The following is a 15,130-nucleotide window of genomic DNA, read 5'->3' as shown; positions in this document are numbered from 1 at the left end:
GCGGGGAAATCCCCGCCGTTTCCAGACTTTCGGAGTTCCGACCGAAGCGCGATCAGCGCTTGGAGAACTGGAACGAACGACGGGCCTTGGCGCGACCGTACTTCTTGCGCTCGACCACGCGGCTGTCGCGGGTGAGGAAGCCGCCCTTCTTGAGGGGGGAGCGCAGCTCGGGCTCGTAATAGGTGAGCGCCTTGGAGATGCCGTGGCGCAGCGCGCCGGCCTGGCCGGAGAGGCCGCCGCCGGAGACGGTGCAGACCACGTCGTACTGGCCTTCACGCGCAGCCACCTGGAAGGGCTGGTTGATCATGAGGCGCAGGACCGGACGGGCGAAGTACACCTCGATGTCGCGGTCGTTGACGGTGATCTTGCCGGTGCCGGGACGCACCCACACGCGGGCGACCGCGTCCTTGCGCTTGCCGGTGGCATAGGCGCGGCCGAACTTGTCCAGCTTCTGGACATGGACGGGGGCTTCGGGCTGGGCGGAAGCGGTGATCGCGCCAAGAGCGTCGAGGGACTGGAGGGACTGGAGAACCTCGGCCATGTCAGTTCCTCACGTTCTTGCGGTTGAGCGCCGCCACGTCGAGGGCGACCGGCTGCTGGGCCTCGTGCGGGTGGGTCGGGCCCTTGTAGACGCGCAGGTTGCCCATGATCTTGCGGCCGAGCGGGCCACGGGCGAGCATGCGCTCCACAGCCTTCTCGATGACACGCTCGGGGAAGCGGCCTTCGAGGACGAACTTGGCGGTGCGCTCCTTGATGCCACCCGGGAAGCCGGTGTGGTGGTAGTACACCTTCTGGTCCTTCTTGCGGCCCGTGAACACCGCCTTCTCCGCGTTCACCACGACGATGTTGTCGCCGCAGTCCACGTGGGGGGTGTAGATGGGCAGATGCTTGCCCTTCAGGCGCATGGCAATGATGGTGGCGAGACGACCGACGACCAGCCCGCTGGCGTCGATCACCACCCACTTCTTTTCGATTTCGGCAGGCTTGGCCGAATACGTCTTCATGGGATCGTTTCCGAATGAGAAAGCCGGACGTGACGACCCGAGGGCCATGCGCTGTCCGGCGATGAAGGGCTTCTAGAGGAGGCCCTTGTCCCCGTCAATGCGGGGGTTCCGATAATTATCTTGTAAAAACAAATACTTGAAAAAATGGTGCTATAACACCATCAAAAAACGGCTGATTTTCGCGTGCTTTGGCGGCGGGCGGGCGTCTCAGCGCGCCTGGCGTCCCAGCACCGTCATCCGGGCCAGCCATTTCCGCCGTCGCCGCTCTCCCGCCGCTTCCACGCCGCCGAGCACCGTGCCGCGCACCGGCGCGAATCCCGCCAGTCCGAGGATGTTTCGCGTCACCGTCGAAAGCCCGGCGCCGAGATACCACAGGCGGAACACCACCTCCGGCATGCCCATGGTGACCACCACCCGGGCGGAACGGCCCTTCAGCAGGGCGCGCGTGCCGCCGCCCTCGACATATTCAAAGGCGAATCCGGGCCGCAGCAACTGCTCCAGCACCCCCTTCAACGCCGCAGGGGCGCCGCCGAGCCAGAGCGGGAAGATCACCACGAGGTGCCGGGCCTCCAGCAGCGCCGCCCGCGCCTGAGCGAGAGCGTCGGGCGGCGGGGCATGGAGAAAATCCTCCTGGGACCGCAGCAGCGGCACATTCAGATCGGCGACGGACAGGCGCAGCACCTTGTGCCCCACCGCCACGGCCCCCTCCGCATAGGCGTCCGCGAGCGCGTGGCACAGGTGCCCGCCGGCGGGATCGGGGTGACCTTGAAGGATCAGGATGGTGGATCCGGTGTCGGGCATGGCCACTCCTCCTTACCAGCCAAGAATAGGCCCCCGGCCGCCGGCGCCGCCTTGCGCGGGATCAGCGTCGGTCGGGAATAGAATAGGTGGCGACACAGTGGGCCACCAGCTCCTCGCTGCCCTGCCCCGTCAGCCCCACGTCGCCCACGGCGAGGCGCTTGCCGAGCTTGATCAGCCGCGCCTCCGCCAGCAGCGGTCCCGGCGCCGGCTTGCGCAGGAAATTGATGGAGAGGTTGGTGGTGACCGCGAGCCCCACCGGCCCGATCTGGCCCAGCAGGGCCACATAGACCGCCACGTCCGCCAGCGCCATCATGGCCGGGCCGGAGATGGTGCCGCCGGGGCGCAGGTGGCTGTCGTCGGCATCGAGGCGCACGCTTGCGGTGTTGTGCCCCACGCCCACCACGTGGTGGGGCTTGCCGGGCCCGAAGGCCTGGGGAAACTCCCGCGCCAGGAACGTTTCCAGCTCCGCCACGGACATCACCGCCTCGCGCACCGCGTCCATCCTCGTCTCTCTCCCGCCTTTATACCGGCTCGCGCCGCTTGCCGTTCTGTGAATAGGATAGCGGCGGAAACGTCAAACCCGCCAATGCCGAAACCAGAAGGGTGGAAGACCCCCATGCCTGCAGCGTCCCCCGCCGCCGCTTCCCCGGCCTGCGATCCGGCTGAAGCGCCTTTCGTCGCGCGGAGCCAGGAGGGGGGCGTCGCCACCCTCGCCCTCGCCCGCCCGGCGCAGCGCAACAGCCTCTCGGAAGGGATGATGGCCGCGCTCACGCAGGCGCTGGCCGAGATCGCGGACGACGCTTCCGTGCGCGCCGTGGTGCTGACGGCGGAAGGGCCGGTCTATTCCGCCGGGCATGACCTGAAGGAGATCCAGGCCCATCGCGGCGACGCCGACCGCGGTCGCGCCTATTTCGAGGAGGTGCTGAAGCGCTGCGCCACGCTGATGACCGCCATCGTCCGCCTGCCGCAGCCCGTCATCGCCGCCGTGGAAGGCATGGCGACCGCCGCCGGCTGCCAGCTGGTGGCGAGCTGCGACCTCGCCGTGGCCGGGGCGAAGGCCCGCTTCTGCACGCCCGGGGTGAACATCGGCCTGTTCTGCCACACCCCCATGGTGGCGCTCTCCCGCAACCTCTCGCGCAAGCACGCCATGGAGATGCTGCTACTGGGCGAATGGACCGAGGCGGAGGACGCGCTGCGCATGGGCCTCGTGAACCGCGTGATGCCGGAGGGCGGGGCCCTTGCCGGGGCGCAGACGCTGGCGCGGCGCATCGCCGAGAAATCGCAGGTGCCGGTGAAGCTGGGCAAGGCGGCCTTCTACGCCCAGATGGAGCTCGGCCTCGACGATGCCTATGCCTATGCCTCCCGCGTGATGGCCGAGAACATGCTCGCCCGCGATGCGGACGAAGGCATCTCGGCGGTGCTCGCCAAACGTGCGCCGATGTGGGAAGACCGGTAGAAATTGCCGGAGCGCCCGTCCATCGGGGGCATTCCTCACGTGGAAGATGAGAGATGCGCGGACAAAGGCAGGGCTTTTTCGAGCAGCCCCATGCGGCCACCTACCTGCTGATTGCCGTGAACGTGGCCGTGTTCGGCATGATGGTGCTGCGCACCGGCGCAGCCGCGCCCGGCGGGCGCGACTTGTGGCAGGCGGGGGCCATCTATCCCCTCGCCCTGCAGCGGGGGGAATACTGGCGGCTGCTCGCCTATGGCTTCCTGCATGCGAATCCCCTGCACCTTTTGACCAACATGTTCTGCCTCGCCCTGTGGGGCGGGCATCTGGAACGGCGGGTGGGCGCCACCTACTTCATCATCATCTATGGATTGGCGCTGGTGGCGGGGGGCCTCGTCAGCCTTTCCACCCACAAGGAGCTGTTCCTGTCGGTGGGCGCATCGGGCGCGGTGTCGGGCGTGCTGGGGGCCCTGTTCTCCCTCTGGATCCTCGGCAAGGTGGGGCTTTCGGCGAGCTTCTTCGTCATCAACATCGGCCTCAACATCGCGCTCTCCCTGAGCACGCGGGGCATAGACTGGGGGGCGCATCTCGGCGGCTTCACCGCGGGCCTGCTGGCCTGTGCCGTCATCGATCTGCTGGAGCGGGGCAATGCGCGCCTGCTCACCTGCAAGTTCCCCGAACCGCTGAAGCTCAACCTTCTGATTCTCGCCATCGCCGCGCCGCTCGCCGTGGCCCCGGTCCTGCCGCCGGTGTCGTACACGCCGGCGGGGCTCGCGCTGCCGGCGGCCATCTTCGTCCTTGCCCTCGTTGTCGTGGCAAAGGCTGTCGACCTGCTTCTTTCCCTTCGGCATGGGCTCGCCTTCGCCGCCGCCGTGCTGGCCCTCGGCAATGCGGCGGCGGTGCTGGCCATCGGCGACCGGTTCGATGGGTCCGCCTGCGCCGCTTCATCCGGCATCCCGGCCCTGTCCGCCCTGTGCGCGCACCCGGGGCTGCTGCCGGCCTTGGGGGGCGGGCTCGCCTTCGCCGTCTCCCTCGCCCTTTCGGCGGGGAGCATCGGCAAGGGCATCGCCGATATCGGCTTCATCGCGCCCGCCCTCAGGGGCGAGAGGCGGCGGCGCGGCGGACTGTGAACAGCCCGTTTACGATCCATAAACCATAGTTGCGCTTACCTCCGTTCACTCTGGCGCGTCCTGCGCCAGATTCGGAAGGAGGGCGGCATGGCGCACCTCGACGTGTCTCAGGCCAGCACCGCAGGGTGGGGGATGGCGCGCGCGCTGCGTCCCACCGTGTGGCAGGCCGCCGTCGTGGTGCTGGTGCTTGCCGCCATTGCCAGCTTCTTCCCCCTTCGCTTCGCCGCCACCGTGACGCTCGATTTCGACGTAGCCACGCAGCCGCGGCCGTCGGCGGTGCGTGGGGTGGCGCAGGTCATCGCCTCCCGCGAGATGGCCTACGATGCCGTCCAGCGCCTGGGTCCGGCGGACGCGGCGCAGATCGCCGGCGGCAGCCTTGCCGCGCGGCTCGGCGTGCGTCCCCGTGCCTCGGCGGAGGGGCGCTCGGATGTCATGCGCGCCGCCTGGCGGCTGATGGACGACCTCGTCATCACGCCCGTCAACGGCGGGCGCGGGCTCAGCCTGTCCCTTTCGGCGCCCACGCCGGCTCTGGCCGAGCGGGCGGCGGATGCCTATGTGGCCGCCTTCCTTGCCCTCGATGCGGCCGCGCGGGAGGGGGCCGAGGAGGCTCAGGCCCTGCCCACCCTCAAGCGTGGCATGCCGCCCGAGGCCTCTTTGGTGCCCGATCCGCCGCGGCCGCTGGCCATCGCGCTGCTGCTGGCGGCCGCCCTTCTCCTCTTCATCGCCCGCCGCCAGATGTCTTCCGAGCCGGTGGCGGAGGGGCGGGTGGACCGCGCCGAGCTGCCCGTGGAGCTTGCCGCCACCCATCGGATCGCCTGGCTCGGCGGGGCCAATGCCGGGCTGGCGCCGGATGAGGCGGTGGAGCGGCTTGCCGCCCAGGTGGCGGCCGCGGGCGGATGCGGCGGCCACCTCATCCTCCTCACCTCCGAGGAACTGCCGGACCTTTCGGCCCGGTGCGCCATTTCCCTTGCCCGCCGCCTCTCGGATGAGGCGCGGGTGGCGCTGGTGGCCCTGGATGGCGAGGCGGAGAGCCTTGCCGCCCTCGTCTCCGATCCCTGGGCGCCGGGCATGAGCGAGCTGCTGTTCGGCGTGGCCGGCTTTGGCGAAACCATCCACCGCGACGCCCGGTCCCGCGCCCATGTGATTCCGCCCGGCCGCGACGCCCGCGGCGGGCCGGCGGTGATCGGCGCGGAGCGGCTCGCCCTGGTGCTGGAGGCGCTGCGCCGCACCTATGACCACGTGGTGGTGGCCGCCCCGGACCTTGCTTCCGCCCGCAGCGGCCACCGGCTGGCGGCGCTCGACCCGCTGGTGGTGTTCCTGAACCCGGACGCCGCGCCCGCCACCTCCGTCGTCGAGAGCTTCGACGCGCTGGCAGCGAAGCGATTCGCCCGGGTGGTGATGCTCAGCATGGCCACCGGGCCGAAGGAGGCCCTGGCGGATGCGGATGACAAGCAGGTCCCGAGCCTCGATGCCGAGGCGGCGGACGCTGCCACCATTCCCGTGCCGCCCCCGGCTGCCCTGCCGCCACGCCTGGCCGGCGCCGCCTGAGCGACGCCACTCATTAGCCGGATATCATTTTACATTAGCCGGCGCACTATATTGCGCTGGGGCATGCGCACGCGCGCAGAGCCGCGTCGCGAATCGCTTCATCCGTGACTTGAGGCTATGCCAATATCTATTTGATAGGACTAGAGTTTCAGCCTTGGCGAGGCTTGTCTGCCCGCTCCATCCAGCGGATCAGCAGGGCTGCGGGAATGGTCCAGAGACCGCCCAGCAGCACGTAGCAGACGGTCTGCCACGCCCAGTGCAGCCCGGTCACGCGGCCCTGGGCGATGACCATGGCCATCAAGGCCCACACCACGACGAGCAGCAGCAGAAGCACGGTGCCGATGAGCTTTCGGATGCGCTGGGGCATGGGGCGGACGGACCTCCTGGACCTGACGTTCGGACAGACGGGAAAGCCCCTGCCCGCTCCCGCTGGCGTTGGGAGACGGATCCTGCGACCGGAGCTCACTCCGGCCGGATCCGGCTCGCGTGCGGCACACGCTCCCTTGCGCGGCGCATCTGCCCTCTATAACGGATCGGCTCCGGGGGCCACTTACGAGATTGCCGCGCCGGGCCGGCGTGGCGTGACGCATTCATCGCGCCCCAGGCGCCGGACGAGGCAGACATGTCGCAGGCCCAAGCCATGCCGCTCCCCCACGCCCGCTCCACCGGTGCCCTCGCCCCCGTGCGCCTGTGGCTCTACGTGGTGGCGGCCATGATCGTCGCCATGGTCGTGGTGGGCGGCGCCACGCGCCTCACCGAGTCCGGCCTCTCCATCACCGAGTGGAAGCCCGTCACCGGCGCCCTGCCCCCGCTCTCGCAGGCCGACTGGCAGGCCGAGTTCGACAAGTACAAGGCCATTCCGCAATACGAGATCCTGAACAAGGGCATGGGGCTGGAGGGCTTCAAGCGCATCTTCTGGTGGGAATGGGGCCATCGCCTGCTGGGCCGGCTCATCGGCTTCGCCTTCCTCCTGCCGTTCCTGTGGTTCGCGGTCCGCGGGGTGCTGAAGGGGCGGCTGCTGGCCCGCTGCCTCGGGCTGTTCGTGCTGGGCGGGCTCCAGGGCGCCGTCGGCTGGTGGATGGTGGCCTCCGGACTCACGGAGCGGGTCTCGGTGAGCCAGTATCGCCTCGCCATCCACCTGACGCTCGCCTGCATCATCCTTGCCGCCATCGTGGCGGTGGCCCGCTCCCTGGTGCCGGAGGCCATGCGGGCCGCGCCCGGCCGCATCCGCGGCACGGCGGGGCTGATCCTGGGCGTGGTGCTGCTGCAGATCTTCGCCGGCGGGCTGGTGGCGGGGCTCGATGCCGGCATGGCCTACAACACATGGCCGCTCATGGACGGCCATCTCATCCCCCCGTCCACCCAGCTCGCCGCGGCGGAGCCCTTCTGGCGCAACCTGTTCGAGAATGCTCTGACGGTGCAGTTCGACCACCGGATGATCGCCTACGCCCTGTGGGCGCTCACCTTGCTGCATGCCCTCGATGCCAGCCGGATCGGCGGTACGGTGGCGCGGCGGGCGTGGGTGCTGTTCGCTTTGGTCTCGGCGCAGGCGCTGCTGGGCATCCTGACGCTGGTGCACCAGGTGCCCCTCGACCTCGCCCTCACCCACCAGTTCGGCGCCACCATCGTGCTCATCGCCGCCGTGGTGCACCGGGCGGGGCTGCGGGTTCCAAATGCGAACGTCGGCCTACCGTCCCGGCCCGCATAAGGCCGCAGGAGGGATGACATCGACACCCGGCGGCGTTCGCGCCTGGAGCTTCAGTTCCAGTTGATGCATTGGGCCTTGCAATAGATTTCGACGGCATCCGGCGTGGGGCAATCCGTACCGTGCAAATCGGCTATCAGCCACCGGGCTCCCTCCTCCGTACCGAAGCGGCATGCGCGCCAGCCGGCATCCGAGCGACCACGCACCGAAACGTCGGTCAGGGAACAAAAAAACTTGTCAGGCGGGCCGATTCTCCGCCGGTTGAAGACTTTGCCGCAACTCGTGTCGGTGTCGAAGTCGACAACCCGGGCTATTTCGGATCGCGTCACGCCGCCGAGGGAGGCGATCACCAGGCCACCCGTAAAGAAATTGAGGAGCGCACCCCCGATCAGGGTGATGACTATCCCAATCAGCGGTAAAGCGATCCTGTCCTTCCAAACATCCCACCAGTTCATGGCTGCCCCCAGACCATCCTCAGGTTGAATAGTGTCAGCCTGAAATCTATAAGTCGAGTGCAGCTTGAGCCCTCTCATAGATCAGCGCAGCAGGTGGGCCACCAGCGGCGCCGCCAGCACGTTGAACAGTCCGGCGAGCACCATCACGAGGCCGGCGATGGAGCCCTCCTCCCCGCCGATCTGGTGCGCCTTCGCCACCCCGGCGCCGTGGGCGCCCATGCCGAACAGGGCGCCACGGGCGAGCGACGAGGACAGCGGCACCACCTTCATCACCAGCTCGCCCAGCGCCGCGCCGCAGATGCCGGTGAGGATCACGAACACGGCGGTGAGATCCGGCACGCCGCCGATGTCGCCGGACACCGTCATGGCGAAGGGCGTGGAGGTGGAGCGCGGCATCAGGCTGAGCTGCAGCGACTGGGACAGGCCCATGAGATCGGCCAGGATGAAGGCCGTCACCATGGCGAGGGTGGAGCCCACCAGCACGCCCACCAGCAGCACCGGCCAGTGGCGGCGGATGAGGGCCCGCTGCTCATAGATGGGAATGGCAAAGGCGACCGTCGCCGGGCCCATCATCAGCACCAGCCAGTGGGTGCCGCGGATGTATTCGCCATAGCCCGTATGCAGGCTGAGGGCGACCACGCCCACCACCAGCGGGGTCAGCACCAGCGGCGAGGTCCACCAGAAGCGCCAGCGCCGGGCGATGATCCGCGCCGCCGCGTAGCTGCCGATGGTGACCGCCGACCAGAACAGCGTCGCGAAGATGGGATCATGCGTCGGCATGGCCTGCCCCCTCTCCGGCGAGGCGCATGCGCCACCGGTAGCAGAGATCCACGGCCAGCGCCGTGCCGCCCATCACCATGACGGTGCCCGAAACGATGACCGCCGCGACCTTGAGGCCCAGAAGGCCCACCAGCTCGCCGTGGTCCAGCACCGCCATCACCGCCGGGACGAAGAACAGGAGCATCTCCGCCAGCAGCCAGCCGGCCCCGCGCCGCACCGCGGCGGGCCGGATATGGCCGCTGGAGAGGAGCGCGAGCACCACCGCCATGCCCACGATGCCCCCCGGCAACGGCAGATGAAGAAGCCGCACCGCCGCCTCGCCCACCGCCCAGAAGCCGGCGAGGGTGGCGACCTGAAGGATCATGCTGCGATGCAGCATGGATCGCATTGTGCGCAGCATATTGCGCAGCATGAATGCGGAATGGGTGACGGGGGCAGGCTTCTTGGCAGACATCGCTGGCACCTCCAGTGCCGATGCCGGCAATATAGTATGCGGCGCAACATGATGAAAATGAATTGACTGAATTCTTAGTATTCCATATTGGCATGATATGGAATTACGCACGCTCAGGGCCTTCGTGGAAGTGGTGCGGCAGGGCGGCTTTTCGGCCGCGGCCAAGGCGCTGTTCGCCACCCAGCCCACGGTTTCCAAGGCGGTGAAGCAGCTGGAGGACGAGCTGGGCGTGCCCCTGCTCGACCGCATCGGCCATCGCAGCCAGCTGACGGCGGCGGGGGAGATCGTCTATCGCCGGGCGCTCACCCTCCTGGCCGAGCGGGAGGGGCTGGTGGCGGAGCTGGACGACCTGCGCGGCCTGCGCCGCGGCAGCCTCCGGCTCGGCCTGCCGCCGCTTGGCGCCTCGACCCTGTTCGCCCCGCTCTTCGCCATCTACCGAGCCCGTTATCCCGGCATCGAGATCCGGCTGACGGAGCATGGCTCCAAGCGGCTGGAGGAAATGCTGCTGGAAGGCGAGCTGGAGCTCGCCGGCTCGCTGCTGCCGGCCAAGGCCGGGTTCGACGGCCAGCCGGTGCGGCTGGAGCCGCTGATGGCGGTGCTGCCGCGCACGCATCCGCTCGCCGGCTCGGAGCGCATCGGCATCGGCGCGCTGCGGGATTTCCCCTTCATCCTGTTCGAGGGCGGCTTCGCCCTCAACCAGGTGCTGGAGGATGCCTGCGCCCGCAACGGCTTCTCGCCCCAGGTGGCGGCGCGCAGCGGGCAGATCGACTTCATCGTGGAACTGGCGGGGGCGGGCCTGGGCGTCGCCTTCCTGCCCCGCACCATTGCGGAGCAGCGGGCGACGCCTTCGGTCACGCTCACGCGGCTGGACGAGCCGGGCACCGAATGGCACATGGCCATCGTCTGGCGGCAGGGCAGCTACCTTTCCCACGCCGCCCGCGCCTGGCTGGACCTGACGCGGGAGGTGTACGGGGCCGGCGCCGTGTCGGCCTGAGGCTCAGGCCTTGGAGAGGGCCTGTTCCAGGTCGGCGATGATGTCCGCCACCTCCTCGATGCCCACGGAAAGGCGCACCACCTCCGGCCCCGCGCCGGCAGCCGTCTTGGCCTCGTCGGTCAGCTGGCGGTGGGTGGTGGAGGCCGGGTGGATGATGAGGGACCGCGTGTCGCCGATGTTGGCGAGGTGGGAGAACAGCTCCACGCTCGACACCAGCTTGATGCCCGCCTCGTACCCGCCCTTGAGGCCGAAGGTGAACACCGCGCCCGCGCCCTTCGGCAGGTATTGCTGGGCAAGGGCGTGGTACTTGTCGTTCTTCAGGCCCGGATAGCTCACCCACGCCACCTTGGGATGGGCGGCGAGATACTCCGCCACCGCCAAGGCGTTCTGGCTGTGCCGCTGCATGCGCAGGGCCAGCGTCTCGATGCCGGTGAGGATGAGGAAGGCGTTGAACGGCGACAGGGCCGGGCCGAGGTCGCGCAGGCCCAGCACCCGGGCCGCGATGGCGAATGCGAAATTCCCGAAGGTCTCGTGCAGCACCATGCCGGAATATTCCGGCCGGGGCTTGGACAGGAAGGGGTAGCGGTCGGTGGCCGACCAGTCGAAGGTGCCCGCGTCCACGATCACGCCGCCGATGGAATTGCCGTGGCCGCCCAGGAACTTGGTGGCCGAATGCACGACGATGTCGGCGCCGTCCTTGATGGGCTGCCACAGGTAGGGGGTCGCCAGCGTGTTGTCGACGATGAGCGGCACCCCGGCCTTCTTGGCGATCGCCGCGATGGCCCTGACGTCGGTCACCACGCCGCCGGGATTGGCGATGGATTCGATGAAGATCGCCTTGGTCTTCGGCGATATCGCCTTCTCGAACGAGGAGATGTCGTCCGGATCGGCCCACACCACGTTCCAGCCGAAGCTCTTGAAGGAGTGGCTGAACTGGTTGATGGACCCGCCGTAGAGCTTGCGGGAGGCGACGAATTCGTCGCCGGGGGTCAGAAGGGTGTGGAACACCAGGTGCTGCGCCGCATGGCCCGAGGCCACCGCCAGCGCGGCCGTGCCGCCTTCCAGAGCGGCGACGCGCTCCTCCAGCACCGCATTGGTGGGGTTGGTGATGCGCGAATAGATGTTGCCGAAGGCCTGCAGGCCGAACAGGGACGCCGCATGGTCCACGTCGTCGAACACGAACGAGGTGGTCTGGTAAATGGGCGTCGCCCGCGCGCCGGTGGTGGGGTCGGGCTGCGCGCCGGCGTGGATGGCGAGGGTGGAAAAGCCCGGCTCGCGCGCGGTGCTGTCGGTCATGACGCTCTCTCCCGGTTGTTCCGCATCAACACCATGGGTGTCGCGTGGAAATCAGTTAAGCACATATATTCGATGATTTTTGTTAAACTTTCGGACCGCGCGGTGCGATGGAAAGCCGCTGCACCCCCTGCCCCAGCCGCACCGGCTTGCGGGCCGAGATGGTGCGGGAATTCACCCCGGTCCAGCCGATCTCGCCGGAGAGGCGGCCGTATTCGATCTTGGGGCAGCGGTTCATCACCACGCTGAGGCCGGCGGCCTCGGCCCGGGCGGCGGCCTCGTCGTTGCGCACGCCGAGCTGGGTCCACAGCACCTTGGGGCGGGGCTCCAGCGCCAGCACCTCGTCCAGCACCGCCGGCACATGCTCCGGCGCGCGGAACACGTCCACCATGTCGATGGCCACGGGCACGTCCTTCAGCGTGGCGACGAAGGTCAGGCCCACCACGGTCTTGCCGGCCTGGCCGGGATTGACCGGATAGACGGCATAGCCCCGCTCGGACAGGTACTTCATGACAAGATAGGAGGGGCGGGCCGCATTGGCGCTGGCACCGACGATGGCGATGGTGCGCACCTGCGACAGGATGGAGCGAATGTAGGCGTCGTCGTAACGGTCGTGGTCCACCGGCTTCTCCCTTGCGGCCCGCGGCGCCTCAGCTGGCGTCGCCGGTAAGCCCCTTGGCCTTGGAAAACAGCGTGTAGAAATTGCGCGTGGTGGCGGCGGCGAAGTCCTCGAACGCCTCGCCGCGGGCCTCCGCCAGCACCTTCGCCGTCTCGCGCACGAAGGAAGGCTCATTGCGCTTGCCGCGATAAGGGGTGGGCGCGAGGAAGGGCGAATCCGTCTCCACCAGGATGCGGTCGCCCGGCACGCTCGCCGCGATGGCCCGCAGATCCTCGCTCTTCTTGAAGGTCACGACCCCCGAGAAGGAGATGTACCCCCCCAGCGCCAGCGCCCGGCGCGCCAGCTCGGGCCCGGCGGTGAAGCAGTGGAGCAGGAAGGGAAAGGCCCCCTTCGCCGTCTCCTCCTCCAGCATGGCGGCGGTGTCCTCGTCCGCCTCGCGGGCATGGATGACGAGCGGCAGGCCGGTCTCCCGCGCGGCGGCGATATGGGTGCGGAAGCCGTGCGCCTGCGCTTCCCGCGGGCTGGTGTCGTAGTGATAGTCCAGCCCGACCTCGCCGATGGCCACGACCTTGGGATGGCGCGAGAGGGCGACGAGTTCGGCGGTCGTCACGTCCGGCTCTTCCGCCGCCTGGTGCGGATGGGTACCCACGGAGCAGCTCACGCAATCGAACCGCTCGGCGATGGCGAGAATCTCGGGAAAGCGGCGCACCCGGGTGGAGATGGTCACCATGTGGGACACGCCCGCCGCGACGGCGCGGGCGACCACATCGGGCAGCTCGGCGGAAAAATCGGGAAAATCGAGGTGGCAATGGCTGTCGACAAGCATGACGGTCACATTCCGGGGCCCGGCGCCGCTTCGTGCGGGCGGCAGGGCGCTCCGGGTCCTTGCGTTGAGGCGCCCTCTGCCGCGCGCCGGTCGCTGCCGGGCCGAAGGCGCCGTGGAATGAGGCCTCACATAAGCGCATCGGCCGCCCGCGTCGAGCCGGAGGGGTGACGCGGGCATTGACGCGGAGCGCGCCACGCTCTTTTTCTGCACGCCTCGCTTTCATGGGGTGTCCATGCCGACCGCGCCCACCTTCAAGCCGGCGTTTGCCCGCCTCGCCTCCTACGCGCCCATGTGGGCCCTTGCCCTGCCGGTGGCCGGCGTCGCCCTGCTGGCGTGGAGCGCGCAGGTGAGCATTCCGCTCGAGCCCGTGCCCATCACCCTCCAGAGCTACGTGCTGCTCACCATGGCCGCCCTCATGGGGTGGCGGTTCACCGCGCTGACCGTGGCGGCCTACATCGCCGTGGGGCTCATGGGCCTGGGCGTCTTCTCCGGCCTGAGCGGCGGCCTTGCGGTGATGAAGACGCCGAAGGCGGGCTTCATCGTCGGCTTTTTCGTCTCCGCCGTGCTGGTGGCCGTGCTGCAGGAGAGATGGGCGCGGCTGCGTCCCCTGCCCCTGTTCGGGGTGCTCGCGCTCGGGCATCTGGTGCTCATGACCATGGGCGCGGGCTGGATCGCGACCATGGCCGGCCCTGCCCGCGCCTTCGAGACGGCGTTCCTGCCCTATGTGCCCGGGGCGGTGGTGAAGACCGTCGCGGCCCTCGCCACCGTCATCCTCGTGGAACGCCTCGCGGGCACCGGGCGGCCACGCTGAGCCCCGCCCCTCAATGGAGGGCGCGACGGCCCAGATGCCGGATGAGGGCGAGGGCCTCCTCCGGCGGGCGCTGCTCGATGCGCCGGTAGCTGCGGCCGTCCGTGGTGCGCCAGACCATGCCGGCATCGAACATGGCGCGGCGCAGAAGCGCCGGGTCGTCGAACAGGTGCTCCGCCCGCAGCAAGGCGTTGACGCCGGCCTCGGTGAAGGTCTCCCCGGCCGGAATGCGCGACCACATGACCCACAGGCACAGCTGCCGCCGGCTCTCCTTGCCGGGCCAGCGGGCCAGCCGGCCCGCGGCATCGAAATGCTTGGCGGCGTGCTCCACCCGCTTCAGGTCCACCAGCCCCGGCTGGGGCGGCGCCGGCACGCGGGCAAGGCGCGCCTCGGCCGACATCTGGGCGCGGAAATGCTGGAAGTTCCGGTAGCCGCCGGCGCGGGCCAGCATGTTGAGGAGCTCCACGTGGCCCGGCTTTTCGGGCGCCGAGGCGATTTCCCGCTTCAGGGCGCGGGCGAGCGCGGAGACATCCTCCACCGCGAAGGGCAGTTGGGTTCTGGACATGACCTATCCCTCAATGTGCCGAAGGGATTGTCGTTGGTCGCTGGCTTACGACGCGGCACGGGAAAGGTGTCTGTCGAAGGAATGCGGCAGGTTTAGCTCCCCTTGCGGGACAGCGACGCCTCGGTGAACTGCCGACCGGCGCCGCTTTTAGCCAAGGAGGGGCCCCTCTTTCAAGTAGGGCCCCCGAGGAATCAGCCCGAGGCGGAAATCTCTTCCTTCAGGGCATCGGCGTCGGGTGCCGGCATGGTGATGGCGCGCACCTGCTCGCCCGGCCGGCCCGGATTGGTGACGATGGCCGCTTCCAGCGCCACCGTCACCACGCCGCCGGAGGTGTTGAAGATGTAGTCCAGCCGGAAGGATGCATCCTGGCTCTGGCCATTGGTGCGCTTCATGGCCTCGTCTGGCGTCAGGCGCTTCTCGGCCACGAGGTGGGCGGGCTGGTCCACCGTGATGTTGTACTGCCGGGCGCGGCGGGCGGTGGCGATGCGCGCGCGCACCAGCGTCGAATCGGCGCCCTGGAGCCGGACCTCGATGCGCGGGACCGCCGGTCCCTCCTGCACCGGGGGGACGTCCGTCGGCATCAGCGGCGGCACCGGATCGATCGCCGCCGGCGCAGGGCGGTCATACCGTTCCGAGGAACACCCCGCGAGCACCAGCGCGACGGCGATTGCCGAGACCAGTCTTCCGCCCGTCATGCC

19 protein-coding genes are annotated in these 15,130 nt (G+C 69.0%); 6 read left to right on the top strand and 13 right to left on the bottom strand.

Annotation, left to right across the window (positions count from 1 at the left end; all coding sequences use genetic code 11):
• Nucleotides 1–52: 52 nt before the first annotated feature.
• The 4 genes from rpsI to V5F59_RS11220 form a co-directional block, all read right to left on the bottom strand.
• Nucleotides 53–541, bottom strand: a complete 489-nt coding sequence (gene rpsI, locus V5F59_RS11235) for a 30S ribosomal protein S9 (protein WP_393977357.1) — start codon at nt 539–541, stop codon at nt 53–55.
• 1 nt (nt 542) lies between these two features.
• Nucleotides 543–1,004, bottom strand: coding sequence for a 50S ribosomal protein L13 (rplM, locus tag V5F59_RS11230; RefSeq protein ID WP_393977355.1), 462 nt, complete (start codon nt 1,002–1,004; stop codon nt 543–545).
• Between the two features lie 207 nt (nt 1,005–1,211).
• Nucleotides 1,212–1,805: an NAD(P)H-dependent oxidoreductase gene (locus V5F59_RS11225; protein WP_393977353.1), complete on the bottom strand. Its 594-nt coding sequence runs from the start codon at nt 1,803–1,805 to the stop codon at nt 1,212–1,214.
• A gap of 61 nt (nt 1,806–1,866) precedes the next feature.
• Nucleotides 1,867–2,307, bottom strand: a complete 441-nt coding sequence (locus V5F59_RS11220) for a PaaI family thioesterase (protein WP_393977351.1) — start codon at nt 2,305–2,307, stop codon at nt 1,867–1,869.
• A 114-nt stretch (nt 2,308–2,421) separates the two neighbouring features.
• Between V5F59_RS11220 and V5F59_RS11215 the strand changes: the two genes are divergently transcribed.
• The 3 genes from V5F59_RS11215 to V5F59_RS11205 all read left to right on the top strand — a co-directional run bounded on the left by V5F59_RS11215 (nt 2,422) and on the right by V5F59_RS11205 (nt 5,933).
• The gene (locus V5F59_RS11215) at nt 2,422–3,261 is read left to right on the top strand and encodes an enoyl-CoA hydratase (RefSeq protein WP_393977349.1); all 840 of its coding nucleotides are present in this window, start codon (nt 2,422–2,424) and stop codon (nt 3,259–3,261) included.
• 53 nt (nt 3,262–3,314) lie between these two features.
• The gene (locus V5F59_RS11210) at nt 3,315–4,385 is read left to right on the top strand and encodes a rhomboid family intramembrane serine protease (RefSeq protein ID WP_393977347.1); all 1,071 of its coding nucleotides are present in this window, start codon (nt 3,315–3,317) and stop codon (nt 4,383–4,385) included.
• Between the two features lie 87 nt (nt 4,386–4,472).
• The gene (locus V5F59_RS11205) at nt 4,473–5,933 is read left to right on the top strand and encodes a P-loop NTPase family protein (RefSeq protein WP_393977345.1); all 1,461 of its coding nucleotides are present in this window, start codon (nt 4,473–4,475) and stop codon (nt 5,931–5,933) included.
• A 148-nt stretch (nt 5,934–6,081) separates the two neighbouring features.
• Here V5F59_RS11205 and V5F59_RS11200 read toward each other — a convergent pair whose 3' ends face one another.
• Nucleotides 6,082–6,300 carry a DUF2842 domain-containing protein gene (locus V5F59_RS11200; protein ID WP_393977343.1) on the bottom strand — a complete coding sequence of 73 codons (219 nt, stop codon included), beginning with the start codon at nt 6,298–6,300 and terminating at the stop codon, nt 6,082–6,084.
• Between the two features lie 255 nt (nt 6,301–6,555).
• Between V5F59_RS11200 and V5F59_RS11195 the strand changes: the two genes are divergently transcribed.
• A complete protein-coding gene (locus V5F59_RS11195; protein WP_393977341.1) occupies nt 6,556–7,641 on the top strand; it encodes a COX15/CtaA family protein in 1,086 nt (361 codons plus the stop codon).
• A 50-nt stretch (nt 7,642–7,691) separates the two neighbouring features.
• Here the strand turns inward: V5F59_RS11195 and V5F59_RS11190 are convergent, their stop codons facing one another.
• From V5F59_RS11190 to V5F59_RS11180, 3 genes are all read right to left on the bottom strand, one after another.
• A complete protein-coding gene (locus V5F59_RS11190; protein ID WP_393977339.1) occupies nt 7,692–8,093 on the bottom strand; it encodes a hypothetical protein in 402 nt (133 codons plus the stop codon).
• Between the two features lie 81 nt (nt 8,094–8,174).
• Nucleotides 8,175–8,873, bottom strand: a complete 699-nt coding sequence (locus tag V5F59_RS11185; RefSeq protein ID WP_393977337.1) for an LrgB family protein — start codon at nt 8,871–8,873, stop codon at nt 8,175–8,177.
• Entirely contained in the window at nt 8,860–9,285 is a 426-nt protein-coding gene (locus tag V5F59_RS11180) for a CidA/LrgA family protein (RefSeq protein WP_393978567.1), read from the bottom strand. The genes V5F59_RS11185 and V5F59_RS11180 overlap by 14 nt, the downstream gene beginning before the upstream one ends.
• 139 nt (nt 9,286–9,424) lie before the next feature.
• On the opposite strand from V5F59_RS11180, the gene V5F59_RS11175 reads away from it, so the two are divergent.
• The gene (locus V5F59_RS11175; protein ID WP_393977335.1) at nt 9,425–10,321 is read left to right on the top strand and encodes a LysR family transcriptional regulator; all 897 of its coding nucleotides are present in this window, start codon (nt 9,425–9,427) and stop codon (nt 10,319–10,321) included.
• Nucleotides 10,322–10,324: 3 nt separating this feature from the next.
• On the opposite strand, the gene V5F59_RS11170 is transcribed toward V5F59_RS11175, so the two are convergent.
• The 3 genes from V5F59_RS11170 to V5F59_RS11160 form a co-directional block, all read right to left on the bottom strand.
• On the bottom strand, nt 10,325–11,617 hold the full coding sequence (locus tag V5F59_RS11170) for an O-acetylhomoserine aminocarboxypropyltransferase (RefSeq protein ID WP_393977333.1): 1,293 nt from the start codon (nt 11,615–11,617) through the stop codon (nt 10,325–10,327).
• A gap of 82 nt (nt 11,618–11,699) precedes the next feature.
• The gene (locus V5F59_RS11165; protein WP_393977331.1) at nt 11,700–12,236 is read right to left on the bottom strand and encodes a CoA-binding protein; all 537 of its coding nucleotides are present in this window, start codon (nt 12,234–12,236) and stop codon (nt 11,700–11,702) included.
• A gap of 28 nt (nt 12,237–12,264) precedes the next feature.
• Nucleotides 12,265–13,059, bottom strand: coding sequence for a TatD family hydrolase (locus V5F59_RS11160; protein WP_393977329.1), 795 nt, complete (start codon nt 13,057–13,059; stop codon nt 12,265–12,267).
• Between the two features lie 232 nt (nt 13,060–13,291).
• Here V5F59_RS11160 and V5F59_RS11155 point away from each other — a divergent pair, with 232 nt between their 5' ends.
• Nucleotides 13,292–13,870, top strand: coding sequence for a biotin transporter BioY (locus V5F59_RS11155; protein WP_393977327.1), 579 nt, complete (start codon nt 13,292–13,294; stop codon nt 13,868–13,870).
• 10 nt (nt 13,871–13,880) lie between these two features.
• Here the strand turns inward: V5F59_RS11155 and V5F59_RS11150 are convergent, their stop codons facing one another.
• Both V5F59_RS11150 and V5F59_RS11145 read right to left on the bottom strand, forming a co-directional pair.
• Complete coding sequence (locus V5F59_RS11150) at nt 13,881–14,432, bottom strand: DUF2087 domain-containing protein (RefSeq protein WP_393977325.1); 552 nt, start codon at nt 14,430–14,432, stop codon at nt 13,881–13,883.
• A 191-nt stretch (nt 14,433–14,623) separates the two neighbouring features.
• A complete protein-coding gene (locus V5F59_RS11145) occupies nt 14,624–15,127 on the bottom strand; it encodes a hypothetical protein (RefSeq protein ID WP_393977323.1) in 504 nt (167 codons plus the stop codon).
• Nucleotides 15,128–15,130: the final 3 nt, after the last annotated feature.

The sequence above is a fragment of the Xanthobacter nonsaccharivorans genome, assembly GCF_043194755.2.
Classification (GTDB): domain Bacteria; phylum Pseudomonadota; class Alphaproteobacteria; order Rhizobiales; family Xanthobacteraceae; genus Xanthobacter; species Xanthobacter autotrophicus_G.
The sequence above is the reverse complement of the archived record's forward strand: the minus strand, read 5'-3'. Positions and strand labels throughout refer to the sequence as shown.